Annotated in this window: 23 protein-coding genes and 1 riboswitch; of the genes, 10 read left to right on the top strand and 13 right to left on the bottom strand. The window is 68.1% G+C overall.

The window, feature by feature from the left end; translation table 11 throughout:
• Positions 1–4: 4 nt before the first annotated feature.
• A complete protein-coding gene (locus K5L94_RS01100; RefSeq protein WP_164240633.1) occupies positions 5–958 on the top strand; it encodes a DUF1028 domain-containing protein in 954 nt (317 codons plus the stop codon).
• 73 nt (positions 959–1,031) lie between these two features.
• On the opposite strand, the gene K5L94_RS01095 is transcribed toward K5L94_RS01100, so the two are convergent.
• Positions 1,032–2,906, bottom strand: coding sequence for a patatin-like phospholipase family protein (locus K5L94_RS01095; RefSeq protein WP_274511714.1), 1,875 nt, complete (start codon positions 2,904–2,906; stop codon positions 1,032–1,034).
• A gap of 127 nt (positions 2,907–3,033) precedes the next feature.
• Positions 3,034–3,248: riboswitch (cobalamin riboswitch) on the top strand.
• 160 nt (positions 3,249–3,408) lie between these two features.
• Here K5L94_RS01095 and K5L94_RS01090 point away from each other — a divergent pair.
• Both K5L94_RS01090 and pncA read left to right on the top strand, forming a co-directional pair.
• Positions 3,409–4,095 (top strand): epoxyqueuosine reductase QueH, encoded by a 687-nt coding sequence (locus K5L94_RS01090; RefSeq protein WP_080357239.1) that lies wholly within the window; start codon positions 3,409–3,411, stop codon positions 4,093–4,095.
• Positions 4,096–4,150: 55 nt separating this feature from the next.
• The gene (gene pncA / locus K5L94_RS01085) at positions 4,151–4,777 is read left to right on the top strand and encodes a bifunctional nicotinamidase/pyrazinamidase (RefSeq protein ID WP_180878690.1); all 627 of its coding nucleotides are present in this window, start codon (positions 4,151–4,153) and stop codon (positions 4,775–4,777) included.
• A gap of 128 nt (positions 4,778–4,905) precedes the next feature.
• Here the strand turns inward: pncA and purU are convergent, their stop codons facing one another.
• The gene (purU, locus tag K5L94_RS01080; RefSeq protein WP_008265630.1) at positions 4,906–5,757 is read right to left on the bottom strand and encodes a formyltetrahydrofolate deformylase; all 852 of its coding nucleotides are present in this window, start codon (positions 5,755–5,757) and stop codon (positions 4,906–4,908) included.
• Between the two features lie 114 nt (positions 5,758–5,871).
• Between purU and K5L94_RS01075 the strand changes: the two genes are divergently transcribed.
• A complete protein-coding gene (locus K5L94_RS01075; protein ID WP_274511709.1) occupies positions 5,872–6,783 on the top strand; it encodes a LysR family transcriptional regulator in 912 nt (303 codons plus the stop codon).
• Between the two features lie 3 nt (positions 6,784–6,786).
• Here K5L94_RS01075 and K5L94_RS01070 read toward each other — a convergent pair whose 3' ends face one another.
• The 3 genes from K5L94_RS01070 to K5L94_RS01060 all read right to left on the bottom strand — a co-directional run bounded on the left by K5L94_RS01070 (position 6,787) and on the right by K5L94_RS01060 (position 9,337).
• Positions 6,787–7,887, bottom strand: a complete 1,101-nt coding sequence (locus K5L94_RS01070) for an NADH:flavin oxidoreductase/NADH oxidase (protein ID WP_080374856.1) — start codon at positions 7,885–7,887, stop codon at positions 6,787–6,789.
• A gap of 176 nt (positions 7,888–8,063) precedes the next feature.
• A complete protein-coding gene (locus K5L94_RS01065; protein ID WP_274511705.1) occupies positions 8,064–8,879 on the bottom strand; it encodes an NAD-dependent protein deacetylase in 816 nt (271 codons plus the stop codon).
• A 56-nt stretch (positions 8,880–8,935) separates the two neighbouring features.
• On the bottom strand, positions 8,936–9,337 hold the full coding sequence (locus K5L94_RS01060) for an acyl-CoA thioesterase (RefSeq protein WP_049435481.1): 402 nt from the start codon (positions 9,335–9,337) through the stop codon (positions 8,936–8,938).
• 90 nt (positions 9,338–9,427) lie between these two features.
• Here K5L94_RS01060 and K5L94_RS01055 point away from each other — a divergent pair, with 90 nt between their 5' ends.
• A complete protein-coding gene (locus K5L94_RS01055) occupies positions 9,428–10,063 on the top strand; it encodes a LysE family translocator (protein ID WP_053448509.1) in 636 nt (211 codons plus the stop codon).
• Positions 10,064–10,205: 142 nt separating this feature from the next.
• Here the strand turns inward: K5L94_RS01055 and K5L94_RS01050 are convergent, their stop codons facing one another.
• Complete coding sequence (locus K5L94_RS01050) at positions 10,206–11,225, bottom strand: ribonucleotide-diphosphate reductase subunit beta (RefSeq protein ID WP_008264781.1); 1,020 nt, start codon at positions 11,223–11,225, stop codon at positions 10,206–10,208.
• 127 nt (positions 11,226–11,352) lie between these two features.
• Positions 11,353–13,755: a ribonucleoside-diphosphate reductase subunit alpha gene (locus K5L94_RS01045; protein ID WP_004153680.1), complete on the bottom strand. Its 2,403-nt coding sequence runs from the start codon at positions 13,753–13,755 to the stop codon at positions 11,353–11,355.
• 552 nt (positions 13,756–14,307) lie between these two features.
• On the opposite strand from K5L94_RS01045, the gene K5L94_RS01040 reads away from it, so the two are divergent.
• Positions 14,308–15,114: a DUF2884 family protein gene (locus tag K5L94_RS01040; protein ID WP_274511699.1), complete on the top strand. Its 807-nt coding sequence runs from the start codon at positions 14,308–14,310 to the stop codon at positions 15,112–15,114.
• A 120-nt stretch (positions 15,115–15,234) separates the two neighbouring features.
• On the opposite strand, the gene K5L94_RS01035 is transcribed toward K5L94_RS01040, so the two are convergent.
• The 3 genes from K5L94_RS01035 to K5L94_RS01025 all read right to left on the bottom strand — a co-directional run bounded on the left by K5L94_RS01035 (position 15,235) and on the right by K5L94_RS01025 (position 17,330).
• A complete protein-coding gene (locus K5L94_RS01035) occupies positions 15,235–15,495 on the bottom strand; it encodes a hypothetical protein (protein WP_274511697.1) in 261 nt (86 codons plus the stop codon).
• 66 nt (positions 15,496–15,561) lie between these two features.
• Positions 15,562–16,662: a cell division protein ZapE gene (zapE, locus tag K5L94_RS01030; RefSeq protein ID WP_004153673.1), complete on the bottom strand. Its 1,101-nt coding sequence runs from the start codon at positions 16,660–16,662 to the stop codon at positions 15,562–15,564.
• Positions 16,659–17,330 (bottom strand): alpha/beta hydrolase, encoded by a 672-nt coding sequence (locus tag K5L94_RS01025; protein ID WP_053448505.1) that lies wholly within the window; start codon positions 17,328–17,330, stop codon positions 16,659–16,661. The genes zapE and K5L94_RS01025 overlap by 4 nt, the downstream gene beginning before the upstream one ends.
• Before the next feature lie 43 nt (positions 17,331–17,373).
• On the opposite strand from K5L94_RS01025, the gene K5L94_RS01020 reads away from it, so the two are divergent.
• Positions 17,374–18,231 carry an EamA family transporter gene (locus K5L94_RS01020; protein WP_274511690.1) on the top strand — a complete coding sequence of 286 codons (858 nt, stop codon included), beginning with the start codon at positions 17,374–17,376 and terminating at the stop codon, positions 18,229–18,231.
• A gap of 111 nt (positions 18,232–18,342) precedes the next feature.
• Here K5L94_RS01020 and K5L94_RS01015 read toward each other — a convergent pair whose 3' ends face one another.
• The 3 genes from K5L94_RS01015 to K5L94_RS01005 all read right to left on the bottom strand — a co-directional run bounded on the left by K5L94_RS01015 (position 18,343) and on the right by K5L94_RS01005 (position 21,274).
• The gene (locus K5L94_RS01015) at positions 18,343–19,788 is read right to left on the bottom strand and encodes an ExeM/NucH family extracellular endonuclease (protein ID WP_053448503.1); all 1,446 of its coding nucleotides are present in this window, start codon (positions 19,786–19,788) and stop codon (positions 18,343–18,345) included.
• A 173-nt stretch (positions 19,789–19,961) separates the two neighbouring features.
• Entirely contained in the window at positions 19,962–20,480 is a 519-nt protein-coding gene (locus K5L94_RS01010) for a c-type cytochrome (protein ID WP_274511689.1), read from the bottom strand.
• 185 nt (positions 20,481–20,665) lie between these two features.
• On the bottom strand, positions 20,666–21,274 hold the full coding sequence (locus K5L94_RS01005; protein WP_008266880.1) for a TetR/AcrR family transcriptional regulator: 609 nt from the start codon (positions 21,272–21,274) through the stop codon (positions 20,666–20,668).
• A 160-nt stretch (positions 21,275–21,434) separates the two neighbouring features.
• On the opposite strand from K5L94_RS01005, the gene K5L94_RS01000 reads away from it, so the two are divergent.
• From K5L94_RS01000 to K5L94_RS00990, 3 genes are read left to right on the top strand one after another with little or no spacing between them, the layout of a single operon-like run.
• Complete coding sequence (locus K5L94_RS01000; RefSeq protein WP_053448502.1) at positions 21,435–22,598, top strand: isovaleryl-CoA dehydrogenase; 1,164 nt, start codon at positions 21,435–21,437, stop codon at positions 22,596–22,598.
• A 10-nt stretch (positions 22,599–22,608) separates the two neighbouring features.
• The gene (locus tag K5L94_RS00995) at positions 22,609–24,219 is read left to right on the top strand and encodes a carboxyl transferase domain-containing protein (RefSeq protein ID WP_053448501.1); all 1,611 of its coding nucleotides are present in this window, start codon (positions 22,609–22,611) and stop codon (positions 24,217–24,219) included.
• 8 nt (positions 24,220–24,227) lie between these two features.
• Entirely contained in the window at positions 24,228–26,243 is a 2,016-nt protein-coding gene (locus K5L94_RS00990; RefSeq protein ID WP_425507575.1) for an acetyl/propionyl/methylcrotonyl-CoA carboxylase subunit alpha, read from the top strand.
• Positions 26,244–26,250 lie beyond the last annotated feature (7 nt).

The following is a 26,250-nucleotide window of genomic DNA, read 5'->3' as shown; positions in this document are numbered from 1 at the left end:
GACCATGCCCCTGTTGCGTTCCTGTGTGGCTCTGCTGCTCGCTGCCTTTGCTGCGCCGGCATGGGCGACCTTTTCCATCGTGGCCTGCAACGAGGCCGGTGACTGCGGCGTGGCGGTGGCTACGCACAATCTGGCAGTCGGTGGCGTGGGCGTGCCGTGGGCGCAGGCCAGGGTGGGGGCCGTTGCCAGCCAGTTCGAGACCAATCCAACCTACGGCTCAAAGGGCCTGACGCTGCTCGGCAAGGGCCGCACGCCTGCGCAGGTGCTCAAGCAGCTGCTGAATGAAGACGGCGATTTCGATGGCACCACGCTTGCCGAGCGCCAGGTGGGACTGGTCAGCGCGCGTGGTGGCAATGCCCAGTACACGGGCGCCACCGCGCAGCAGGCAGCGTGGGCTGGCGCGCAGGGTGAGGGCATGCTGAGTGTTCAGGGCAATGGCTTGGCCGGGCCCGAGGTGCTGGCGGCCATGCAACGCAGCTTCGAAGAATCACGCGGTGCGTTGGCAGCGCGCCTGCTGGCGGCGCTGGAAGCCGGTCAGGCCGCGGGCGGTCAGCGCAGCGGGCAGTGGTCGGCGGCGCTGCTGGTACGCACGCCCGGCGGTGACTGGCAGGACACCGATCTGCGCGTGGATGCCGATCCGCGCGCCGTGGCAAGGCTCCGCGAGCTGTACGACATGCGACTGTCCAACGACGCCATCATCCGTGCCGAGCAACGCTGGGAAAAGGGCGATGTGGCCGCTGCACGTGCGGCGCTGGCCACCGCGTTGTCACTGGCGCACGGCTGGGACCGCACCTGGGCGCGTGCCGCACGGCTGGCCATGCGCCAGGGCGACACCGCGCTCGCCCGCGAATACCTGGCTGGCCTGCGTACGCTCAATCCGGGATGGGTGAAGCAGGAACTGGCGCTGCCGTTGTATGCGCCGTTGCAGGGTGATGCGGTGGTGGAGGCGTGGCGTTGAGGCACCGCAGGGGCCAGATCGTGCCGACCAAGGTCGGCACCCACCAGAACCGTTCAATCGGCTGCGGCGGAGATCAATAGATCGGCGTCACCTTCATCTGTGGCAGCGGGCGCGGTGCGCCGTCGGTAAGGTCGGGGCCGAGGTCGTCCCAGCTGCGGCCCTGTTCCACCATCAAGCCCCACAGCTGCTGCGAAGCCTGCCGCTTGTCTTCCGAGCCCAGCTTGTACGACGGCGGTGCCGGCTGGCCACTGGCGACCATCGAATAGGCCGCGCGGTAGGCCACCACCTGCTGCGCCGGGTCATCGGTGCGCGCCACTTCCAGCGTGTAGCGCTGGTAGGCCGAGGCTAGGTTGCGCCAGCGGATCCAGTAGTGGTTGTCGAACGAGAACGAACAGAAGCGTGCACCGGCCAGGCTGCCCTTGTCGGCGATGCGGGTGAGCACCTCCTGCGGCATGTCCAGGTTCATGCCACCCTCGTCGCCCTGCAGGCTGACGTGCACGATGCGATCGCGGTAGCCCGGTGCGCGCGCCTGCAGCAGGTCGCGCCAGTTCTGCATGGTTGCCACCACCGCGAACAGGAAGCGGCCCAGTTCGGCCGCCGCCAGCGGCGTGGCGATCGACTGGTAGGTGCGCTGCCAGCCGTGGCGGTTCTCGGTGGGCAGGAACACCGCATGCTCCAGCGCCTGGCGGCCGCTGCTGCCATGGCTCACATCCTCGGCATGCTGCGGATAGACCAGGTTGATGGCGAAGGTCGGCCAGCGTGGCAACGCCGCATCGAACAGGTGGATCGGGAAGTTGCTGCTGATGCCGCCATCGGAGAACCAGCAGATGCGGAAGGCGGTGATGACCGGACCGCAGGTCTGCCCGGCGCTGGTGAGCCCTTCCATGCTGTCGGCCACGTTGTGCTCCGCATCGGCCGCCGGTGCGGTCGGTTCGCAGCGGCGTTCGCGGCGCGAGGGCTCATGCAGCGGTACCGCGCTGATCAGCAGCGGGAAACTCAGGCTCATCCGCGTGGCCACCAGCACCGGCAGCTGCGGGCCCTGCGGCAGGTGGTAGTACTGGCGCCCCTCCACCTCCAGCGGCGGGCCGGCCTGCTGTACCAGCCACTGCACCACGCTGGCCGGGAACAGCTGCTCGAACTCCTCGCGCAGGAACCAGAACTGCGCGCCGCCCAGCGGCAGCGTGCGTGGCTCGTTGTGCGACACGCAGGTGGTGATCATCTGCAGGCTGATCGCATGCGGGCTGGCCGGCTCGCCGGGGTAGCGCGGCGCGTCGTGCAGATCGGCGAAGGTCAACGGAGCATCCAGCGGCTTGCCCGACAGCTGCTGCAGGCACGCGTGCAGCCACTCGGTGAGGGCGGGCTTGCGCGCATCGCGGCCGAGTCCGCTGCACAGGCCCAGCAGGTTGCGCCGTGCCACCCGCGCCACCCGCAGCGCGGCACCGGCCACGCCGGCCCCGTAGGCACACAGCAGCGACGGCAGCAGGGTGGCCGCCACCCCGCTCCAGCCGCCGCCCCACCAGCCCAGGCCGAGCAGCAGCGCCAGCGACACCAGCACCTCCAGCGGCGCGATCTCGAATACGGCCACCGCCAGGCACAGCAGCTTGTGCGGCAGGCGGGCGCTGCCGGTCAGCACCACCAGCAGCCGGTAGGCCGCGCGTGCCCCCCGCGCCGGCTGGAACAGGCTGTAGATGAAGCCGCGCCGCGACAGCTGGGCCGACACTGCCGACAGCCCGCCATAACCGGCGTCGCCGGGCAGGTGTTCGCCCGCCTGCTGGCGGCGGTCGCCACACGCCGCCGCGGCCGCCACCGCGGCGGCGATGGCGCCGGCCGAGGTGCCGCCAATGCTCTTGAACCGATACTCGCGGGCCAGCGCCAGTACCGCATTGGGGTACACGATGCCGCTGGTGATACCGCCCTTCATGACCAGATCGCAGTACTTGTCCGCCACGAACCACCTCCCGTCTGCCGGTGTCCAGTATGGCAAGAGGCGCTCTCACAGCCTGAGAAGTGGGCCACAGCACTGCACGGCCCTGGGCCCTTGACCATCGCGGCCAACGGGTCCACCGTGCACACGCCGAAGGTATCCCTGCCGTGGCCTGTATGGCGGCAGGGATTTAAACGGGAATCCGGTGAAGGCGCCTGGCGCGCCCATTCCGGAGCTGCCCCGCAGCGGTGAATGGAAACGAATCCTGCCAACAGCACTGGGCTCGCGCCTGGGAAGCGGCGGGTAGTAGGTGGGCTGCGGCCCGTGTCCATCAGCCCGAATACCGGCCCCGGCCGGGGGACACGACCGTCCCCTGACTCGACCTGGACTCTCCGCGGGGAGGGTGCCGGGGCCGTCGTTGTCCTGCGCGTGCAGGCGGCGCGGCCGCGCGCGTCCTTTCCCCGGTAGCTGCCCAGATCCGCTTCCCACGCGCTGATGCATGGGCCACCGCCGTTGCCGGCGGTCCATGCGGTACCTGACGATGACCGAGCTCCAACGCCCCACCCTGACCCTGCCGGCCGACGGCAAGCGCCTGCTGCTGCACTCGTGCTGCGCGCCCTGCTCCGGCGAAGTGATGGAGGCGATCACCGCCTCCGGGATCGACTACGCGATCTTCTTCTACAACCCCAACATCCATCCGGTGAAGGAATACGAGCTGCGCAAGCAGGAGAACATCCGCTTCGCCGAGCAGCACGACATCCCCTTCATCGACTGCGACTACGACACCGACAACTGGTTCAGCCGCGCGCGCGGCATGGAGAACGAGCCCGAGCGCGGCATCCGCTGCACGATGTGCTTCGACATGCGTTTCGAGCGCACCGCGCTGTACGCGCATGAACATGGCTACGACACCATCAGTTCGTCGCTGGGCATCTCGCGCTGGAAGAACATGGCGCAGATCAACGACTGCGGCATCCGCGCCGCCTCGCGCTATGAAGGCCTGCAGTACTGGGATTACAACTGGCGCAAGGGCGGCGGTGCCAGCCGCATGATCGAGATCAGCAAGCGCGAGCAGTTCTACCAGCAGGAATACTGCGGCTGCGTGTACTCGCTGCGCGATGCCAACCGCCACCGCCGCGAGAACGGCCGCGAGCGGATCAAGATCGGCCTGCTGTACTACGGGCAGGACGCTGAGACGCCGCAGGGCGATTGACGTGTGGGCAAGGGGCGGCCACGCTGGTCGCCCCTTCCGTTGTGCCGGACCTGCCATGACCGCCCTGCCCACCGATGTCGCCCTGCTGGTGATCGACCTGCAGCCGGACTTCATGCCGGGTGGCGCGCTGGCCTGCGAGCAGGGCGATGCGCTGGTGGCACCGATTGCCGCGCTGCTGGCGCAGCGCCACTACCGCACGGTGGTGGCCACCCAGGACTGGCACCCGGCCGACCACGCCTCGTTCGCCAGCCAGCATCCCGGCAAGCGCCCGTTCGAGACCATCCTGCTGCACGCACAGCCGCAGACCCTGTGGCCTGACCACTGCGTGCAGGGCAGCGCCGGTGCCGCCCTGCACCCGGGTGTGGACTGGTCGGTAGCTGACCTGATCCTGCGCAAGGGCACGCGGCAACAGGTGGATTCGTACAGCGCCTTCCGCGAGAACCACGGCCCTGACGGCGAACGACCGCCAACCGGCCTGGCCGGCTGGCTGCACGAGCGCCGCATCCGCGAAGTGCACGTGTGCGGCCTGGCCCGCGACTACTGCGTGCTGTGGAGCGCGCAGGATGCGGTGAAGTCCGGCTTCAAGGTGAAGTTCCTGTGGGAGTTGACCAAGCCGGTGACCGAGGCCAACGACGCGATGGTGCGCGAGGCGCTGGGCAAGGCCGGGATCGCGGTCGCCTGACCGACAACGGTAGTGCCGGCCGCTGGCCGGCAATCCCGGAATCCCTGCAGTTGCCGGCCAGCGGCCGGCACTACCGGATAGCACCCGAGGTAGCGCCGGGCCATGCCCGGTGGACGCGGGATGGTTGGTTACCGGAACACCACCGTGCGATGCCCGTTGAGCAGGATGCGGTGCTCGACATGCCGGCGCACGGCACGCGCCAATACCAGCGATTCGGTATCACTGCCCAGCCGCACCAGCTCGCGCGGTGCCATGGCATGGTCCACGCGCGCGACGTCCTGTTCGATGATCGGGCCTTCGTCCAGATCCTCGGTGACGTAGTGCGCGGTGGCGCCGATGATCTTGACCCCGCGCGCGTGCGCCTGGTGATACGGCTGCGCACCCTTGAAGCTGGGCAGGAAGCTGTGGTGGATGTTGATCGCGCGGCCAGCCAGGGCGCGGCACAGCGTGGGCGAGAGAATCTGCATGTAGCGCGCCAGCACCACCAGGTCGATGCGTTCGCGCTCGACCAGATCGATGATCTGCTGTTCCTGCACTGCACGCGTGTCCGCGTTCACCGGCAGGTGGTGGAACGGTACCTGGTAGGACGCGGCCAGCGGCGCGAAGTCGGCGTGGTTGGACGCCACCGCGGCGATATCCACTTTCAACTGCCCGCTGTGGGCGCGGAACAGCAGATCGTTGAGGCAGTGCCCCTGCTTGCTGACCAGCACCAGCAGGCGCGCGCGGCGACGGCCATCGTGCAGCTGCCAGTCCATGCCGTAGTCGGCGGCCAACGCGGCCATCGCGGCATGCACGGTGTCCAGCGGCAGGCTGGCGTCGCGGTCGAAGTGCACGCGCAGGAAGAAGCGGCCGCTTTCCTCATCGCCGAACTGCTGGGCGTCGAGGATGTTGCAGCCGTGGTCGAACAACAGGCCGGACACGCGGTAGACGATGCCGGTACGGTCGGGGCAGGACAGAGTGAGGATGGAATCGGGGCGCATCGCCCGAGTGTAGGGCAGCGCCCGGCCCGACGGATCGATGGTCACCGTTGCAACCGAACGGCTTGGTTCAGTCCCAAGCGATACTTGGGCTTCCGCATGGCAAGCTGGTCGGTCATGAACCTGTTGCAACTGATCCGCAGCTTCACCCGCACCGCAGAGACCGGCAGCATTGCCGCTGCGGCCCGCACGCTTGGCATCAGCGCCACCGCCGTCGGCCAGAACATCAACCGGCTGGAGGCGCATCTGGGCGTACGGCTGCTGAACCGAAGCACGCGCCAGCTGGCGCTCAGCGAGGCCGGCGCGCTGTACCTGGCGCAGGTACGCCATATCGAAGCCGACCTGGCGCGCGCGCAGGCGATGGTCACCGCCGGTGACATCGAACCGGCCGGGCCCCTGCGCATCGCCAGCAGCAGCGCGTTCGGCCGCCACGTACTTGCGCCGTTGCTGCCCTCGCTGCAGCAACGCTACCCGCAACTGCAGCTGGAACTGCGCCTGAGTGACCGCGCCGTGCAGCATGGGCCGGAAGCGGTGGATGCCAGCATCCGCATCGGTGCGCAGCTGGAAGATGGCGTGGTCGCGCGGCAGCTGGCGCGCGTGCCGTTCGTGTTCTGCGCCGCGCCGGCCTACCTGAAGGCACACGGCACGCCGCAGCAACCCTCGGAACTGGGCAGCCATCGCGGGCTGCTGCATCGCTTCCCCACCGACGGCCGGCCGCTGCGCTGGGGCCTGCTGAAAGACGGCCAGCGCGTGGACGCGGCGTTGCCGCCGAGCATGGTCTGCGATGACATCGATGCGCTGGCCGAGCTGGCTGCCGCGGGTGCAGGCATCACCCGGCTGGCGGCGTTCGTGGCCGAGCCGTACCTGCGCGACGGCCGCCTGCAGGCCGTGTTCGGCGCCGACAGCGCGTGGCGGCCGGAACCGATGGAGGTCTATTTCTGCGTCAGCGACCGCCGCGACTTCACCGCCAAGATCCGCGCGCTGTTCGAGCACCTGCAGGCCGGCATGGCGCCGGCCTGGCGGGTGTGAACCTCAGCGTGCCTTGAATACGCCGCGCGCATCACGCGGCTCGCAGCGCAGGTACTGCGGTGCCGGTTCCACGCTGTCGCGCAGCGCGGCGGCGGCATGCCACGGCCAACGCGGGTCGTACAGGATGCCGCGCGCCAGTGCCACCGCATCGGCGTGGCGATGGCGCAGGATCGATTCGGCCTGCTCGGGCTCGGTGATCATGCCTACCGCGATGACCGGCATGCGCACCTTGGCCTTGATAGCGGCTGCGAACGGCACCTGGTAACCCGGGCCGACGGTGATCTTCTGGCGTTCGTCGAGGCCGCCGCTGGAGACGTGCAGGAAGTTGCAGCCACGCGCGTCCATCACCTGCGCCAGCGCCTCGCTCTGCACCAGGTCCCAGCCGCCGTCGACCCAGTCGCTGGCGGAGATGCGCACGCCTACGGCGACCTTGTCGGAGACCGCCGCACGCACCGCGTCGAATACTTCCACCAGCAGCCGCAGGCGGTTCGGCAGCGAGCCGCCGTAGCCATCGGTGCGGCGGTTGCTCAGCGGCGACAGGAACTGGTGCAGCAGGTAGCCGTGTGCGGCGTGCAGTTCGATCAGCTCGAAACCGAGGCGCTCGGCGCGCACCGCGCTGGCAGCAAAGGCGGCGATGACCTCGGCGATGCCGGCCTCGTCCAGTTCCTGCGGTGCCGGATCGGCGGCGTGGAACGGCAGCGGCGACGGCGCCACCGTGGCCCAGCCACGTGCATCGTCGGCCGGCAGCTGACCACCGCCGTCCCACGGTCGCCTCACCGAGGCCTTGCGGCCGGCATGGCCCAGCTGGATGCCCAGCGGCATCGGCGACCAGCGGCGGACGCTGGTCAGCACCTGCGCCAGCGCCGCCTCGGTGCCGTCATCCCACAGGCCCAGGTCGGCCCAGCTGATGCGACCGCGCGGCTCGACCGCGGTGGCTTCCAGGATCAGCAGGCCGGCGCCGGACTGCGCCAGGTTGCCCAGGTGCATGGCGTGCCAGTCGCTGGCGCGGCCATCTTCGGCGGAGTACTGGCACATCGGCGCGATCACGATGCGGTTGGACAGGGTCAGGGGGCCGAACGAGATCGGCGAAAACAGCTGGGTCACGGGGGTGCGGGGGGACAGGCGGATGGGGGGGGACGTATTGCACCGCCGCACGGCCTGCGAATCAACCGTCTGGATGGATCGCTGTTTCGCGGTGGCGGAGGTCGGTAGAGTCGACTGTCAGTCGACTGCCTTTCCAATCGCCATCGAAAGGCCCGCGCTGCGCGCGACAGTCGACTCTACCCAGGCGGTAGTTCGATAACGGCCGCCAGCGCCTCGGCGCAATCGCGCTCGTCCTTGAACTGCAGCAGGTCGTCGGCGCGGGTGCGGCCACGGTTCAGCGCCGCCACCGGCAACCCCGCCCTGGCCGCAGCCTGCACGAAGCGGAAGCCGGAATAGACCATCAGCGACGAGCCCACCACCAGCACCGCATCGGCCTGCTGCAGGTGCTCGTGCACGGCAGCCACGCGCTCGCGCGGCACGTTTTCGCCGAAGAACACCACGTCCGGCTTCAGCAGGCCGCCACAGTGCGGGCACTCCGGCACCACGAACGCGGAGAAATCCGTTTCCAGGTCGGCGTCGCCATCGGGTGCGATGCCGGCCTCCAGCGCATCCCAGCCGGGGTTGGCCTCGCGCAGGCGCTGCTGGAACTCCTCGCGGGCGCTGCGGCGCTCGCAGCCCATGCAGCGCACCAGATCCAGCCGTCCGTGCAGGTCGATCACGTTCTGGCTGCCGGCGCGCTGGTGCAGGCCATCCACGTTCTGGGTCAGCAGCACCTGCAGCTTGCCGCGGCTTTCCAGCGCGGCCAGTGCCTGGTGGGTGCCATTGGGCCGGGCCAGGCCGAAGCGCGGCCAGCCCAGCAGGCTGCGTGCCCAGTAGCGCTGGCGGGTGGCCGCCTCGTCCATGAAGGCCTGGTAGGTCACCGGCGGCGTGCGCTTCCACTGGCCGTCGCTATCGCGGTAATCGGGAATGCCCGAGGCGGTGCTGCAACCGGCGCCGGTCAGCACGAACAGGCGCTGGGCGCGGTCGATGAAGTCGGTCAGCGGCGGGGTCATGGCTGCTAGATGGGGGCGCGCACGCGCCCCCGCAAGCGCCGGTTCAGCCGGCAGGCTCAGGCCACCGGCAGCGGCGGCACCGCGATCGGGTGGCCTTCCTCGTCCAGCGCGATCATCACGAAGTGGCCGCGCGTGCACAGCTTGCGCTCGCCGCTGTGCAGGTCTTCGGCCACCAGTTCGACCTCGACCTTCATCGAGCTGCGGCCGACTTCGACGATGCGGCCGATGGTCTCCACCATCTGGCCGATGCGGATCGGCAGCTTGAAATCGACCTGGTCGCTGCGCGCGGTCACCACGGTGCGGCGCGAGTAGCGGGCGGCGGCCAGGAAGGCGGCCTTGTCCATCCACGCCAGCGCCTGGCCACCGAACAGGGTGCCCAGATGGTTGGTGTGGTTGGGGAAGACGATTTCGGCCATGCGCACTTCGGTGGGCGGCACGGTCTCGGGGATCGGGGTCATGGCGGTGCTTCGCTGTGGGGTGCCGCGATTTTAAGCCAGGCCCCGTGCAGGCGGCGCTACACTGCGCCACGCCCCCTGCCAGGACCGCCCATGCCTGCGACCTCCGATCTGCTGGCCTTCGCCCTCATCTCGCTGGGCATGGTGCTCACGCCCGGCCCGAACATGATCTACCTGGTCTCGCGCTCGATCTGCCAGGGTCGACGCGCCGGCCTGATCTCGCTGGGCGGGGTGGCGCTGGGTTTCGTGTTCTACATGCTGTGCGCAGCGCTGGGCATCACCGCCCTGCTGATGACCGTGCCGCTGGCCTATGACGCGCTGCGCATCGGGGGCGCGCTGTACCTGCTGTACCTGGCCTGGCAGGCGCTCAAGCCGGGCGGCCGCTCGCCATTCGCGGTGCGCGACCTGCCGCCGGACGGCCCACGCAGGCTGTTCGCGATGGGCTTTCTGACCAACCTGCTGAACCCGAAGATCGCGGTGATGTACCTGTCCCTGCTGCCGCAGTTCCTGCACCCGGAAGGGCATGGCAGCGTGCTGGTGCAGTCACTGGTGCTGGGCTTCACCCAGATCGCGGTCAGCGTCAGCGTCAACGCGGTGATCGCGGTGATGGCCGGCAGCATCGCCGGCTTCCTGGCCGCGCGCCCGACCTGGCAGGCGGTGCAGCGCTGGCTGATGGGCACGGTGCTGGCGGGGCTGGCGGTGCGTATGGCGGTGGAAGGGCGGCGCTGAATGTAGAGTCGAGCTTGCTCGACTGATCCTAGCGAACAGCAGTCGAGCAAGCTCGACTCTACGAAGAGCGGCGAGCGTAACGACCACAAAAAACCCCGGCGTTGGCCGGGGCTTTTGGTTGCGACAGGCCTGACCGGTTCGATCAGAAGTTCATGTCGAAGGCGACTTCGCCCTGCACGCCGACCTGGTAGGCCGAGACGCGGCGTTCGAAGAAGTTGGTCAGCTCCTGCACGTCCTGCAGTTCCATGAACGGCAGCGGGTTGCGCACGTTGTACTTCTTTTCCATGCCCAGCTTGGCGAAGTGCTGGTCGGCGCAGTGCTGCAGGTACTGGCGCATGTCGCGGGTCGAAATGCCGGCCACGCCGCCGGACAGCACGTCCTCGGCGAACTGCACTTCGCACTCGATGGCTTCGGCCAGCATGTCATAGACCTGCTGCTTCATTTCATCGTCGAACAGGTCCGGCTCTTCCTCGCGCACCACGCGCACCGACTCGAACGCGAATTCCATGTGCGCGCTCTCGTCGCGGAACACCCAGTTGGTGCCCGAGGCCAGGCCCGGCAGCAGGCCGCGCGAACGGAAGTAGTACACGTAGGCGAAGGCGGCGAAGAAGAACAGGCCTTCGATGCACGCAGCGAAGCAGATCTGGTTGAGCAGGAACTGGCGGCGCTCGGCGCGGGTCTCGATGCGCTTCAGGTCCTGGATCGAATCGATCCACTTGAAGCAGAAATCGGCCTTCTTCTTGATCGAGTCGATGTTCTCCACCGCGGCGAAGGCTTTGACGCGCTCTTCCGGGTCCGGCAGGTAGTTGTCGAGCAGGGTCAGGTAGAACTGCACGTGCAGCGCTTCTTCATACAGCTGGCGCGACAGGTACATGCGCGCTTCCGGCGCATTGAGGTGCTGGTACAGGTTCAGCACCAGGTTGTTGGACACGATCGAATCGCCGGTGGCGAAGAACGCGACCAGGCGGTGGATCAGGTGGCGCTCACCCGGCGACATCTTGCTGTGCAGGTCGGTGATGTCGATCTGGAAGTTGATCTCTTCCACCGTCCAGGTGTTCTTGATCGCGTTCCGGTACATGTCATAGAACTGCGGGTAGCGCATCGGGCGCAGGGTCAGTTCAAAACCGGGATCGAGCAGCATCTGCTTGGGCTTGTCGGCCATGGGTGTTTCCTTGTCTTCTCGGGTCAAAACGCCGGGCATGGCCCGGCGCTACCTTGGTGTTTTCTGCAGTCGAGCATGGCTCGACTCTACAAAGGGGTGTGCCGGCCAAAGGCCGGCACGGCCGCTTTTATTGGCAGGCCTCGCAGGCTTCCGGGTTTTCCAGCGAGCAGGCGATGGCTTCGTCCGGGCTGAACACCTTGGCCGGGGCCGCGCTGCTCACCGTGGTCTTGGCGATCTTGGTGGCCGGGCGCGAACGCAGGTAGTAGGTGGTCTTGATGCCCTGCTTCCAGGCGTACATGTACATGGAGGACATCGCGCCGATGTTCGGGCTTTCCATGAACAGGTTGAGCGAGGCCGACTGGTCGATGAAGGCGCCACGCTCGGCGGCCATGTCGATCAGCGAACGCATCGGCAGTTCCCACGCAGTGCGGTAGACCTCGCGCAGCGTTTCCGGAATCTGCGCCACGCCGGCGATGGAGCCTTCGGCCAGCTTAATGGCATCGCGCATGTCGGCGGTCCACAGGCCCAGCTTCTTCAGCTCGTTCACCAGGTAGCGGTTGACCTGCAGGAAGTCACCGGACAGGGTTTCGCGCTTGAACAGGTTGGACACCTGCGGCTCGACGCACTCGTAGCAGCCGGCGATCGAGGCAATGGTCGCGGTCGGCGCGATCGCGATCATCAGCGAGTTGCGCAGGCCGTGTTCCTTGATGCGCTCACGCAGGGCATCCCAGCGTGCGGTGTCTTCCGGCACCACGTTCCAGGCGTCGAACTGCAGTTCGCCGCTGGCGGCACGGGTGTCGTTGAACGACGGGTGCTTGCCACGTTCCTGGGCCAGCTCGCAGGAGGTTTCCAGCGCGTGGAAGTAGATCGCTTCGGCGATCTTCTTAGACAGGGCGCGGGCTTCGGCGCTGTCGAACGGCAGGCGCTTGCGGAAGAACACGTCCTGCAGGCCCATGCAGCCCAGGCCGACCGGACGCCAGCGCAGGTTGGCGCGGCGGGCGGTTTCGATCGGGTAGAAGTTCAGGTCGATGACGCGGTCGAGCTGGCGCACGGCCAGGCGCACGGTCTCGGCCAGCTTCTCGAAGTCGAACTCGTTGTGCTCGTCGAAGTGGTTGCCCAGGTTGATCGAACCCAGGTTGCACACGGCGGTCTCATCGTTGGAAGTGACTTCCAGGATTTCGGTGCACAGGTTGGACAGGTGGATCACGTTGCCCGGACGCAGGGTCTGGTTGCTGGCGCGGTTGCACTTGTCCTTGAAGGTCATCCAGCCGTTGCCGGTCTCGGCCAGCGTACGCATCATGCGGGCGTACAGCTTGCGCGCGGAGATGGTGCGGTTGGCCTTGCCCTGCGCTTCGGCCTGCAGGTAGGCCGCTTCGAAGGCTTCGCCGAACAGGTCGGTGAACTCCGGCACCACGCGCGGATCGAACAGCGACCATTCCTGGTCGGCCTCGACGCGCTTCATGAACAGGTCCGGCACCCAGTTGGCCAGGTTCAGGTTGTGCGCACGGCGGGCTTCGTCACCGGTGTTGTCACGCAGCTCGAGGAAGTCCTCGACGTCGGCGTGCCAGGTTTCCAGGTACACGCAGGCCGCGCCCTTGCGCTTGCCGCCCTGGTTCACCGCGGCCACCGACGAATCCATGGTCTTCAGCCACGGCACGATGCCGTTGGAGTGGCCGTTGGTCGACTTGATCAGCGAACCACGCGAACGCACGCGGGTGTAGCTGACGCCGATGCCACCGGAGAACTTCGACAGCTGGGCGATGTCGCCGTACTTGGAATAGATCGACTCCAGCGAGTCCTGCGGCGAGTCCAGCAGGAAGCACGAGGACAGCTGCTCGTGGGTGGTGCCGGAGTTGAACAGGGTCGGGCTGGACGGCAGGTAGTCCAGGTTGCCCATGCGCTTGTACAGCGCCAGGGTCTCGGACACGTCCTCGCTCAGCGCACTGGCGATGCGCAGGAAGAACTGCTGCGGGGTCTCGATCACCTTGCGGGTGTGCGGGTGACGCAGCAGGTAGCGGTCGTACAGGGTACGCAGGCCGAAGTAATCGAAGTTCAGGTCCAGCGCGCCGTCGATGGCGTCGTTGAGCTTGCGTGCGTTGGTCTGCACGAAGTTCAGCAGGCGGTCGTTGATCAGGCCGACTTCATGGCCACGGCTGACCGACTGCGAGAAGGCGTAGATTTCCTGGCCCGAGACTTCCTTGGCGATGTAGTTGGCCAGCAGGCGCGCGGCCAGGCGGCCGTACTCGGGCTCTTCACCGATCAGCAGGGCGGCGGTGCGGATGGACAGTTCGTCCAGCTCGCGGGTGGTGGCGCCGTTGTACAGGCCGGAAATGGTGCGGGTGGCCACGCGCATCGGATCGACGGCGTGCAGGCCTTCGGAGGAACGCTGCACCGCGCGCACGATCTTGTTCAGATCCACCAGTTCGGTGGTCCCGTTGCGCTTGGTCACACTCATCGCGTTGGCCGTCGGCGGCGACGTCAACAGGAATTCGCTTTCCTTCTCGATGGTGGCGCTGGATTCGGTGCTCACGGCGTGTGTCCTCTTGGCGTGATTGGGGGTGCTCGATGCATCGGGTGACGCAGCCCGGGACATGACAGCCCAGGATGGCAGGACGGCGTCGCAGGGAATGAGACCCTGCGCCTGCCACTGCCGTTGACGATCGCGGATGGGTGCTGCTGCCACCCCCTGGAATTGGGGTTGCTGCGACCGACGGCCACAAGATAGTGGGGGTAATGGGGGCCGTCAACGCCAAATGTAGTGAAATTCGGCAATCCCTTGCGCCGCAAGGATCGTGCCATCAGCGCCTCATCGGGACGCTTCAGACCTGCCGGAACGGGCTGCGCAGTCAAGCCCGAAAGGCGTCATCGCGGTGGTACAACGCACCGCGAAAACGGAACAATGACAGCTTCACATGACAGTGATGAAACTGGCTAGGGACAAACCTGTGGATAGCTGGTGGGCAGCCGGTGGGAAAGCCGGTATGGCCGGTTGGATGACCATCGGGCAGTGACTTCCGGCCGGTGACAGTGCCGTGCGGGCGCGGGATGCTGGGGCCCTGCACTGACCGGAAAGGATTCCACCATGCGCCTGCCCCTGCCCGCCCTGGCCCTGCTGGCCTGCCTGGCCAGCGCCCCGGTGCTGGCCGGCGACGCCCCGAAGCTGCGCTCGGACCAGTGCGGCATGCGCACCGACTACGACGTGCTGGTGGACAGCGGTGGCATCTGGCTGCGGCATGGCCCGCAGGCGCCGCACGAGGTGGTGTTCCACGATGGCGTGCTGAGCCTGGACGACACGATCGTGCCGGTCAGCGAGGCCGACGCCGCCCGCCTGCGGCAGATGGAGGCCGGGGCGCGGCAGCTGATGCCGGCGGCCACCGCGCTGGCCCATGAAGTGAGTGGGCTGAGCTTCGACGTGCTCGACGGGGTCTATGAGAGCCTCACCGGCACCGCCAACAGCCGCAAGGTCCGGCGCCTGCGCCGGCAGGCCGATGACTGGATCGGCGGCACGCTGGGCAAGGGTTACTGGGAACAGGCAGTGTTCGGGCCGGGCTTCGAGGCCAAGGTGCAGGACATGGCCGAGTCGCTGTCCGCGTCCATCGCCCGCAGCGTGCTGTGGCAGGTGTTCACCGGTCGCAGCGATGCGATGGAGGAACGCGCCGACCGCCTGGACGCGCAGATGGAACAGCAGCTGGAAGGCCGCGCCGAGCGCATCGAGGCCCGCGCGCAGGCGCTGTGCCCGCTGGTGGCCGCCGTGGCCGAGGCCCACGACGCGCTGGAGGTCCGCTACCAAGGGCAGCCGCTGCGGCTGATCCAGCGCAGTGAGGGCGTGCAGGTGGCGGCCAGCGTGCGCGAGCAGCCGCAGGATGATGCGGTGGTGCCAAGCAGATAGCTGCGCTGTGGATGCCGGCCAGCGGCCGGCACTACCGGGGGCGCTGCGGGGTAGTGCCGGCCGCTGGCCGGCAGACAGCCCGGATACCCGAACAATCCTGAGCCTGTAGAGACGAGTAGATTACTTCTCGATCAGCCCCAGCGCTTCGCCCAGGCTTTCCACAAAGCCTGCCTGCTCATCTGAATAGTCCACTGCGATGCTTCTGAACTGCGAGCACAACGATGATCGGGACTCCAAGTCCATCATCTGCAGTGTCAAAGCCAGTTGTTCGAGCCGCTGGATTGCAGCATCGGGATCCACTACATCATCCGCCGAAAACTCGAGAAATATGGCGAGGTCAACGAGGGCTCGCGCAACGTGCTTGTCGATTTCCTGGCTCATGAATCACCTCTACCGGAATATTTGAAGCAGCCGAGCATGGGCTCGGCTCTACAACCAGCGGCCCCTTCACGCCCGGTGCGGGGTACCCAGGTACTCGGCGCTCTGCATCTCGATCAGGCGCGAGGCGGTGCGCTCGAACGCGCCCTGCAGGCGCTGGCCGGTGTACAGCTCGATCGGCGAGGTGCTGGCGGTGCAGACCAGGTTGACGTGGCGGTCGTACAGTTCGTCGATCAGGTTGACGAAGCGGCGCGCGGCATCTTCGTTCAGGCGATCGAAGGCAGGAATGCCGCCCAGCAGCACGGTGTTGAACTCGTGGGCGATCTCGATGTAGTCCGACGGCCCGCGCGGGCCCTCGCACAACGCGGCGAAATCGAACCAGGCAATGCTCTTGCCACGGCCGCGCACCGGGATCTTGCGGCCTTCGATCTCGATGTTGCCGGGCTTGGCCGGCTGGCCGCCGCTCAGTTCGTTCCAGCGCGTGGCCAGCCAGTCATCGCTGTCGGCGGCCAGCGGTGCGCGGTACACCGGCGAGCGGGTCAGCGCACGCATCCGGTAATCCTCGGTGCCTTCGGCGTACAGCTCCACGCAGAAGCGCTGCAGCAGGCCGATGGCCGGCAGGAAGCTCTCGCGCTGCAGGCCGTTGAGGTACAGGTTCTCCACCGCCGTGTTGGAGGTGGTGACCAGGGTCACGCCCTCGGCGAACAGGCGTTCCAGCAACCGCGCCAGCAGCATGGCATCGCCGATGTCGGTGACGAAGAACTCGTCCAGCACCAGCACGCGCAGGTTGCTGCGCCATTCCTGGGCGATCTTCGCCAGCGGATCGCTCTGCCCCTGGTGCTCGCGCAGGCGCTCGTGGACGCTGCGCATGAAACGGTGGAAGTGGGTACGGTACTTCTGCTTGATCGGCAGCCCGTCGTAGAACAGGTCGACCAGGAAGGTCTTGCCGCGTCCGACGCCACCCCAGAAGTACAGGCCCTTGACCGGCTCGGGCTTTTTCCAGAACGAGGACAGGCGGTCCAGCCAGCCGTCTTCGGCGCTGTCGACCAGGCCCAGGTGGATGCGGTCCAGCTCGGCCAGCGCGGCGTGCTGGGCCGGGTCGTTCTGCCAGTCACCACGGGCGACCCCTTCGGCGTACCGCTGCGACGGGGTCAACTCGGTTGCGCTCATGCCGCCGCGCCCAACCAGTGCTTGACGCCGTGGGTCAGCGCGCCGCGCAGGTCGATCAGCTTGCGGTGGAAGAAATGGCTGGTCTCGGGCATGCGCACCAGTTCGTGCGGGAGATCCAGCGACGCCAGCCACTGGTAGACCGCCTGCGGGTCGACGATCTCGTCCTGTTCGCCCTGGATCACCAGCCAGCGCGCCGGCGGTGCGATGCCACCGAAGTCCCAGCGACCGGCCGGCGGCGCGATCGAGATCAGCGCTTCGGGCTGCAGCTCGGCGGTCGCCTTCAGCGACACGAACGCGCCGAAGCTGAAACCAGCCAACCACAGGCGGTCATCAGGGCGCTGGCTGCGCACCCAGGCGGCGACCGCCTTCAGGTCGTCCTGCTCGCCCACGCCGTGGTCGAACTCGCCAGCCGACGCGCCGACGCTGCGGAAGTTGAAGCGCACCGTGGTAATGCCCAGCTCGCGCAGGGTGTTGGCGGTCATGGTGACCACCTTGTTGTGCAGCGTGCCGCCCTCGGTGGACAGCGGATGGCAGACGATGGCGACGATCGGCTGCACCGGCACGTCGGCCTTGGGCAGGTCGACGACCACTTCCAGCGGGCCGGCCGGGCCGTCCAGTTCGAGGCAGGCGGTTTCGCCGGGGGCGACGGGGAACGAGGGCTTGTGCATGGCAACATGATACCGTCCCTCGCCCCTGCCCTGTGCCCGCCCCATGCTCTACCTGTCCTTGGCCGTGATCTGCAGTGTGCTGGTTTCGGTGTTGTTGAAGGTGGCCGGACGCCACCAGCTGGATGTCGCGCAGATGGTCACCTGGAACTACCTGGTGGCGGCAACGCTTACCGCCGTGGCGCTGCAGCCGCCGCTGGATGCACTGCGCGCGCCGCATGCGCCGTGGCTCTCGCTGCTGGCGCTGGCGGTGGTGCTGCCGTCGATCTTCCTGGTGCTGGGCCGCGCGGTGGCGGTGGCCGGCATCGTCCGCAGCGACGTGGCGCAACGGCTGTCGTTGCTGCTGTCATTGGCTGCTGCGTTCCTGTTCTTCGGCCAGACCGCGACGCCGTGGAAGCTGGCCGGCCTCGGCCTGGGCCTGCTGGCAATGGTGGCGATCAGCCTGCGCCCGCGTGGCCCAGCAGTGGCCGCCTCGCCCGGCGGTTGGGGCTGGCTGCTGGGGGTCTGGGCCGGGTTCGCTGTGGTGGACGTGCTGCTCAAGCAGGTCGCGTTGTCGGGTACGCCGTCGATGGCGGCAGTGCTGGCCAGCTTCAGCGTGGCCTTCGTGCTGATGCTGGCGCTGCAGCTGTGGCGGCATGTCAGTGGCCGCAGCCGGCTGGCCTGGCGCAACCTCGGTGCGGGCGCGCTGCTGGGCCTGCTCAACGGCGGCAACATCCTGTTTTACGTGCATGCGCACCAGGCGATGCCGCAGAGCCCGGCCACCGTGTTCGCCGGCATGAACATCGGCGTGGTGGTGCTGGGTGCGCTGGTGGGCGTGTTCGCCTTCGGCGAGGCCACCACGAAGTGGAACCGCGCCGGGCTGGCGCTGGCGGTGCTGGCGATCGGGTTGATTGCCTGGGGGTGAGCGCGGGCGGCCTTGCCTTCGGTAGAGTCGAGCCATGCTCGACTGTCCTTGGAGAAGCAGTCGAGCATGGCTCGACTCTACAGAAAGCCGCCGGGCGTACCCCGGCGAACCTTATCTGTCGAAGCCCAGCAGCAGCGGGTCGTGGTCGGAGCTGCGCCACGGGCCCTGCACGTTGCGGCCCTGGTAGCCGCTGGCGTCCTGCTCGTCGGCGTTGCTGTGCCATTCGGCGGCACCACGCAGGCGCTTGGCCATGCCCGGGTTCAGCAGCGCGTGGTCGAGGCGGCCGGTGTAGCCGTTGTAGACGTAGCTGTAGGGGTGCTCGACCCTGGCCACCTTGAACGCGTCCTGCCAGCCCAGCTCATGCAGGGTGCGGATCGGGTCTTCCATGGCGTAGGCATTGAAATCGCCCAGCAGCACCGCGTCCCTGGCACCGGTACCGGTCGGGTCGGTCTGCAGCCAAGCGTGCAGCTGCTGTGCCGAGGTCACGCGGGTGGCGTTCCAGCACCCCTGGTTGTCGTTGCGGTCGGCATCGGCGCCGGCGGCATCGCGGCAGCCCTTCGACTTGAAGTGGTTGGCCACCACCACGAACGGCGCGCCATGCTTGCCCTGGAACGCCTGCGCCAGCGGCACGCGACTGTGTTCGACGAACGGGCCGCCGGTCAGCGTGGCGGGCTTTCCGACCGGCTGCAGGCGCGTGCCGCGGTAGATGATGCCGACCCGGATCGGGTTGTCGCCGGGGCCGCTGCCGGCATCGACGAAGCGCCAGTCGCCCTGCGCGCCGCGGTCGCGGTTGAGCGCATCGACCAGTTCGGCGATGGACGACTGCGGGCCGTAACCGTCGTTTTCCAGCTCCATCAGCGCCGCGACATCGGCACCGAGTGCATTGACCGTGGTCACCAGCTTGGCCACCTGCGCTTTGTGCTCGTCCAGCGTGCGCGCACCGCGCAGGGTCGGGAAGCCGCCGCCCTGGCCGTCACCGTTGAAGAAGTTCTCCAGGTTGAAGGCGGCCACGTGCAGGCTGCCCGGCACCGTCGGCACCGCCGGGCGCTTCAGTTCCGGCAGCTTCAGCACGCCTTCGACCTGCAGGCTGGGTCGACCCTGCGCATCCACCCGCACGATGCCTTCGACGTTGCGCAGCTGCATGCCGGTACGCAGCACCGGGTTGCCGGGCAGGTAGGCCACAGCGGCCGGGTCACGGGCGTCGCTGCCATCGTCCAACAGCAGGCGGCGACGCTGGTTGTCGGCCATCACCTGCTCGTAGCCGGCGGTACCCGGCGCGGCCACTTCGGTCGGCTGCCAGAGGCGGCCATCGAAGGCCACGGTGAGCTGGCCGAAGCGCTCCAGGCCGTCGGTGCCGGCCAGGGTCAACGGCGCGGCGATGCGCACGCGCTGTCCCTCCAGCGCACGCCAGTCGGCCGGGGCCGCAGTCAGCACCACGGTGGCGCTGCTACGCGCGGCAGGCGTCGCCGGGGCCGGTGCAGCCTGCGGCAGGGCCTGGGCGAAGGCGCTGGCCGGCAGCAGCAGGGTCAGTGCAAGGGCAAGGGAGCGGCGGCGCATCGACGGGCGATTCCAGGGAAGAGGGCGCACAGACTAACCCTGAAATGCGAAACCCCGCTTGCAGGCGGGGTTTCGACCTCGGTGGGCAAAGCCTGGGTAGTGCCGGCCGCTGGCCGGCAACCCCATGACCTTCGTGCGATGCGCGGTTGCCGGCCAGCGGCCGGCACTACCGGTTACTTCAGGTTGCCCAGCATCCAGTCCACGGTGGCGTGGATCTGTTCCTCGGTCAGCGCCGGGTTGCCGCCCTTGGGCGGCATGATGCCGCCGTCCGGGCCGGTGTAGCCCTCGATGGCGTGCTTGTAGAGGGTGTCCTTGCCCTGCGCGATGCGCTTGTCCCAGTGCGAGTGGTCCAGCGTCGGTGCCATGCCCACGCCGGTGGTGTGGCAGGCGGTGCAGAGGTTGTCGAAGATGGCCTTGCCGTCCTTGGTGCCGCCGTAGGCGACCTGCGAGGCGGCCTTGGCCAGCGCGGCAGCCTTGGCCGCTGCCTGCGCGGCGGCGCCGGTGCTGCCGGCATAGACCGCGCCGGTGGGCGAAATGCGCTGCTCGGTGCGCTTGGCCGCGGTCGGCGACACCTCCGGCGGGATCCGGGTGTGGATATAGGCAGCAAGGAGGATGAGGCCGAGGGTGATGGTCGCCAGCAGCGCGATCACCATGGAGAAGCGTTTCAGGAACTCCAGATCGTAATTCCGCACTCTTCGTTACCCCTGGCTGATAGTCGTTGGACCACGGCTGAGCGACTGCGTGATGGACCGAGTATAGAACGCGCTTCGCGTGCGACAACAGGCTTCAGGGCTGGTGCGGCGCAACATGCGTGGCCGGCATCGCCATCTCACCGGAGACATCGTGCGGAAGCCGGCCAGCGGCCGGCTCTACCGGATTACCGGGCGCCGATCGCGCGCAGGCAGAAGCTGCAGATCGCATCCACCAGTGCATCCTCGTCGCGGTGCGCTTCGCGGCTGGGTGCGGTCGGGCCGACCATCGCCTCGGTGAAGGCGCCGACCAGGCAGGCGGCGGCCACGTGCGCGTCCTGCACCGGCAGCTCACCGGCTGCCACGCCCTCTTCCACCAGGCGCAGGAACACGTCACCAAAGGCGCGGCGGCCGCGCATGCGCTCGGCTTCCACGTCCGGGTCGACCGGCTCGACGATGAAGGCATGGGCCAGCCCCGGCCCGGCCAGGGCGCGGCGGACGAAGGCGGTGATCGCCAGGCGCAGGCGCTCGCTGGCCACCTCCGGGCCGCTGGCGATGCGCTCCATGATCGCGACCTCGTGGGCCACGGCGGCGTTGAGCACCTCCACGAACAGGTCGGCCTTGGACGGGAAGTGCCGGTAGATCAACCCGGTGGACACCCCCGCCTGGGTCGCCACGGCGGTTACCGGGGCGTTGCGCCAGCCGCCGGCCGCAACCAGCTCGCGGGTGGCCAGCAGGATCCGTTCCCGGGCCCCGGCCAGGCGTTCTTCCATCAGTGCAGAGCGTTTGTAGGCCATGTTTTGATTCTAGTTTCAATTTTTGAATTTGTGTTCACTTCTTTCCCGAACCCCGTTACGCTGGGGTCCATCGCCCGTGCGGGTGACGGCCCTGCCGGCCGTCGCCCGCTCCCCCGCCGGGTGCGTCCATTCCCTGCAGTCCCGCCGTGGAGCCACCGCAATGCACGTGCCATCCCTGAACTTCGATCTTGGCGAAGATATCGACCTGCTGCGCCAGAGCGTGGCCCATTTTGCCGCCGCCGAGGTCGCGCCGCTGGCCGCCGAGGCCGATGCAACCAACCAGTTCCCGTTGGCACTATGGCCGAAGCTGGGCGAACAGGGCCTGCTGGGCCTGACCGTGGAAGAAGAATACGGCGGCACCGGCATGGGCTACCTGGCCCACGTGGTGGCGATGGAAGAAATCTCGCGCGCCTCTGGCGGCATCGGCCTGTCCTACGGCGCGCACTCCAACCTGTGCGTGAACCAGCTGCGCAAGAACGGCAGCGAAGAACAGAAGCAGCGCTTCCTGCCCGGCCTGTGCAACGGTAGTCTGGTCGGCGCGCTGGCGATGAGCGAGCCGGGTGCCGGTTCGGACGTGGTGTCGATGAAGCTGCGCGCCGACAAGCGTGGCGACCGCTACGTGCTCAACGGCAACAAGATGTGGATCACCAACGGCCCGGACGCCGACGTGCTGGTGGTCTATGCCAAGACCGACATCGAGGCCGGTGCCAAGGGCATCACCGCGTTCCTGGTCGAGAAGGGCATGAAGGGCTTCTGCACCGCGCAGAAGCTGGACAAGCTGGGCATGCGCTCCTCGCCCACCTGCGAGCTGGTGTTCCAGGACTGCGAGATTCCCGAAGAGAACGTGCTGGGCCAGGTCGGTGGCGGCGTGCGCGTGCTGATGTCCGGCCTGGACTACGAGCGCGTGGTCCTTTCCGGTGGCCCGCTGGGCCTGATGGCCGCGGCCATGGACGTGGTGATGCCGTACGTGCACGAGCGCCACCAGTTCGGCGAGCCGATCGGCAGCTTCCAGCTGATCCAGGCCAAGATCGCCGACATGTACGTGGGCCTGGGCGCCTGCCGCGCCTATGTCTATGCCGTGGCGCGCGCCTGCGACCAGGGCCGTACCACCCGCCAGGACGCCGCCGGTGCCATCCTGTACGCCGCCGAGAAGGCTACCTGGCTGACCGGCCAGGCGATCCAGATCCTGGGCGGCAACGGCTACATCAACGAGTACCCGACCGGCCGCTTGTGGCGCGACGCCAAGCTGTATGAAATCGGCGCCGGCACCTCGGAGATCCGCCGCATGCTGATCGGCCGCGAACTGTTCCAGCGCACCCTGTAAGGCCACCGCGATGACCGTCCTGAACAGCCAGCTGCAACCAGGCAGCGAAACGTTTGAAGCCAACCGCACGGCCATGCAGGCCGTGGTCGATGACCTGCATGCCACCCTCGCCCGCACCGCGCTGGGTGGCAACGAGGCCGCGCGTGCCAAGCACACCGCCCGCGGCAAGCTGCTGGTGCGCGACCGCATCGATGCTCTGCTCGACCCCGGCAGCGCCTTCCTGGAGATCGCGCCGCTGGCCGCGCACGGCATGTATGACGATGCCGTGCCCGCTGCCGGCGTGGTGGCCGGCATCGGCCGGGTCAGTGGCGTGGAATGCGTGATCGTGGCCAACGACGCCACGGTGAAGGGTGGCACCTACTACCCGGTGACGGTGAAGAAGCACCTGCGCGCGCAGGAGATCGCCGAGCAGAACCACCTGCCGTGCATCTACCTGGTCGATTCCGGTGGCGCCTTCCTGCCGCTGCAGGACGAAGTCTTTCCCGACCGCGACCATTTCGGCCGCATCTTCTACAACCAGGCCAACCTGTCGGCGCAGGGCATCCCGCAGATCGCCTGCGTGATGGGCAGCTGCACCGCCGGTGGCGCCTACGTGCCGGCGATGAGCGATGAGACGGTGATCGTGCGCGAACAGGGCACGATCTTCCTCGGCGGCCCGCCGCTGGTGAAGGCGGCCACTGGCGAAGTGGTGACCGCCGAGGAGCTGGGTGGTGCCGACGTGCATACGCGCATTTCCGGCGTGGCCGACCACATGGCCGACAACGATCTGCAGGCACTGGCCCGGGTGCGCGCGATCATCGCGCAGTTGAACTGGCGCAAGCCGGAACCGGCGATGGCGGTGCAGGCACCGGAAGAACCACTGCTGCCGGCACACGAGCTGTACGGCGTCATTCCCGCCGACACCCGCAAGCCTTACGACGTGCGCGAAGTGATCGCGCGGCTGGTCGATGGCTCGCGCTTCGACGAGTTCAAGCCGCGCTACGGCGCCACGCTGGTGACCGGCTTCGCGCATCTGAACGGCTACCCGATCGGCATCATCGCCAACAACGGCATCCTGTTCTCCGAATCCGCACTGAAAGGCGCGCACTTCATCGAACTGTGCACCCAGCGCAACATCCCGCTGGTATTCCTGCAGAACATCACCGGCTTCATGGTCGGCCGCAAGTACGAACAGGGCGGCATCGCAAAAGACGGCGCCAAGCTGGTGATGGCGGTGGCCTGCGCCAAGGTGCCCAAGTTCACGGTGGTCATCGGTGGTTCGTTCGGCGCCGGCAACTACGGCATGTGCGGCCGCGCGTACTCGCCCAACTTCCTGTGGATGTGGCCGAATGCGCGCATCGGCGTGATGGGCGGCGAACAGGCCGCCAGCGTACTGGCCACGGTCAAGCGCGATGGCATCGAAGCCAAGGGCGGACAGTGGCCGGCTGCGGAAGAGGATGCGTTCAAGGCGCCGATCCGCGAGCAGTTCGAACAGCAGGGCCACCCCTACTACGCCAGTGCGCGGCTGTGGGACGACGGCGTGATCGATCCGGTCGACACCCGCCGTGTCCTGGCCCTGGCGCTGTCGGCCAGCCTCAACGCCGCCCCGCAGCAGACGCGCTTCGGCGTGTTCCGCATGTGACCCGTGCCATGACAGAGCAAGCTCCCATGAAGCCCGTCGCCATGTTCAGCAAGATCCTCATCGCCAACCGTGGCGAGATCGCCTGCCGCGTCATCGCCACCTGCCGCCGCCTCGGCATCGCCACCGTGGCGGTGTATTCCGATGCCGACCGCAACGCGCGCCACGTGCGCCTGGCCGATGAGGCCATCCACATCGGCCCGGCCGCCGCGCGCGAAAGCTACCTGCGCGGCGACGTGCTGCTGGACGCCGCCCGCCGCAGCGGCGCGCAGGCGATCCACCCCGGCTACGGCTTCCTGTCCGAGAACGCCGACTTCGCCGATGCCTGCACCGCCGCCGGCATCACCTTCATCGGGCCGCCGGCCAGCGCCATCCGTGCGATGGGCGACAAGAGCGCGGCCAAGGCGCTGATGGCCAAGGCCGGCGTGCCACTCACCCCGGGCTACCACGGCGACCAGCAGGACCCGGCCTTCCTGCGCGCGCAGGCCGATGCCATCGGCTACCCGGTGCTGATCAAGGCCAGCGCCGGTGGTGGCGGCAAGGGCATGCGCAAGGTCGAACGCAGCGAGGACTTCGTCGATGCGCTGGCCAGCTGCCAGCGCGAGGCGGCCTCGGCGTTCGGCAACGATCACGTGCTGGTCGAGAAGTACGTCGAGCGCCCGCGCCATATCGAGATCCAGGTGTTCGGCGACAGCCACGGTGAGGCGGTGTACCTGTTCGAGCGCGACTGCTCGGTGCAGCGCCGCCACCAGAAGGTGCTGGAAGAAGCCCCGGCCCCAGGCATGAGCGCCGAACGCCGCGCAGCGATGGGCCAGGCCGCGGTCGATGCCGCGCGTGCGGTGGGCTACGTCGGTGCCGGCACCGTGGAGTTCATTGCCGGCCCGGACGGCGATTTCTACTTCATGGAAATGAACACCCGCCTGCAGGTCGAACACCCGGTGACCGAGTACATCACCGGCACCGACCTGGTGGAATGGCAGCTGCGCGTGGCCGCCGGCCAGCCGCTGCCGCTGCGCCAGGACCAGCTGGCCATCCACGGCCATGCCATCGAAGCGCGCCTGTATGCCGAAGATGCGGACCGCGGCTTCCTGCCCTCCACCGGTACCCTGCGCCACCTGCGCCTGCCGACACCCTCGGCGCACGTGCGTGTGGATACCGGCGTGGAGGAAGGCGACAGCATCACCCCGTTCTACGACCCGATGATCGCCAAGCTGATCGTCTGGGACGTGGACCGCGATGCCGCGCTGCGCCGCATGAGCCAAGCCCTGGCCGACTGCCAGGTGGTGGGCGTGACCACCAATGCCGGCTTCCTGCGCCGGCTGGTGAACACCGATTCGTTCGCAAACGCCAGGCTGGATACCGCACTGATCGAACGCGAACAGGCGGCGCTGGATCACGTGGGCGATACCGGCGATGCACCATGGATGCTGGCGGCGGTGGCCGCCGTGACCCGCACCGCAGGCGCCAGCCGCGATGCGCGCGACCCGCATTCGCCGTGGCAGGCGCAGGACGGCTGGCGCCTGGGTGCTTCGGCGCCGCGCGTACTGCCGCTGCAGCAGGGTGAGCGCCGGCACACGCTGAAGGTGTGGGCTCAGGCCGATGGCTGGCGTGTGCAGTGCGATGACGCGGCGCCGGTGCAGGTGACCGGCACCGCCGATGCACGCGGCATGACCGTGCAGCTGGAGGGCCGCCGCTGGTCGTTGCAGGCGCTGCGCGAAGGCGACCAGCTGTACCTGTTCGGTGCCGATGGCCAGCACCGCTTCACCCTGCACGATCCGGTGGGCGAATCGGACCACGCCGCGGCCGATGCCGGCAGCCTGCTGGCGCCGATGCCGGGCAGGATCGTGGCCACGCTGGTCGCGGCCGGCACCCAGGTCAAGCGCGGAACGCCGCTGGTGGTGCTGGAAGCGATGAAGATGGAACACACCCTGCAGGCTCCGGCCGATGGCACGGTGAAGGGCTACCGCGCCAAGGCCGGCGACCAGGTCGGCGACGGCGCGGTGCTGGTGGACTTCGAAGCGGCGTGATCGCCGG

The organism is Stenotrophomonas forensis, from assembly GCF_028752115.1.
GTDB classification, from domain to species: Bacteria; Pseudomonadota; Gammaproteobacteria; order Xanthomonadales; family Xanthomonadaceae; genus Stenotrophomonas; species Stenotrophomonas forensis.
Note: the sequence above shows the minus strand (reverse complement) of the source record. Positions and strands in the feature narration are given on the sequence as shown.